Raw genomic sequence first — 696 nt, 5'->3', positions numbered from 1 at the left:
CGCCCTGGTGGCAGTGCAATCAGGTGAATCAGTTGTGCCGGCGAGCGAGCTGGCAGCGGCACGCGCCCAGATCGCACAACTGCAGCGGATGTTGGGCAAGAAAACGATGGAGGCGGAGATCCTGCGAGAAGCGGTCGAGCTGGCTCGCGAAAAAAAGTGGATTGCGCGCTCACCCTTATTGGACAAGGACGGGCAGTAAAGCCTGTCTGCGTTGTCCTCGGTGTAGCGCGCTCGCACGTGATTGACCTTCTTGCCCGACCTGCGGATTGGGTCGACAAGCGCACCGTCGTCAAGCTTGATCCTGTCGCTGACGCGATGATTGCCGACGCGGTACGCGCCGAGATCACGGCGCTGCCGACTTACGGCTATCGCCGCGCCGGCGCCCTGGTGAACCGTACCCGCGGCTTGATAGGTCTGCCGCCCGTGAATCACAAGCGGATGTACCGCGTGATGAAGCAGCAGGGATTGCTGCTGCCGAAATCGCCTAGGCGTAGTGATAGCGGCCGCGCTCACGATGGCAAAGTGATGGTCGAGGAATCGAACCAACGCTGGTGCTCGGACGGCTTCGAAATCGCCTGCAGCAATGGCGAGGTGGTCACTGGCGTATTCATGAAGGACTGCTGCGACCGCGAGATCATCGCTTGGCGGGCCTGGATCGGCCGCGGCCTGCCTGGTGAGCCGGTGCGCGACATGATG

The 696-nt window shown here is 62.4% G+C and carries 1 pseudogene; it reads left to right on the top strand.

Annotation, left to right across the window (positions count from 1 at the left end):
* Positions 1–696 (top strand): annotated as a pseudogene (locus ACFFJK_RS22990) (IS3 family transposase); the annotation flags it as partial.

The sequence above is a fragment of the Massilia consociata genome, assembly GCF_042432755.1.
Taxonomy (GTDB): domain Bacteria; phylum Pseudomonadota; class Gammaproteobacteria; order Burkholderiales; family Burkholderiaceae_D; genus Telluria; species Telluria consociata.
This window is presented reverse-complemented; position numbering and strand designations above follow the sequence as displayed.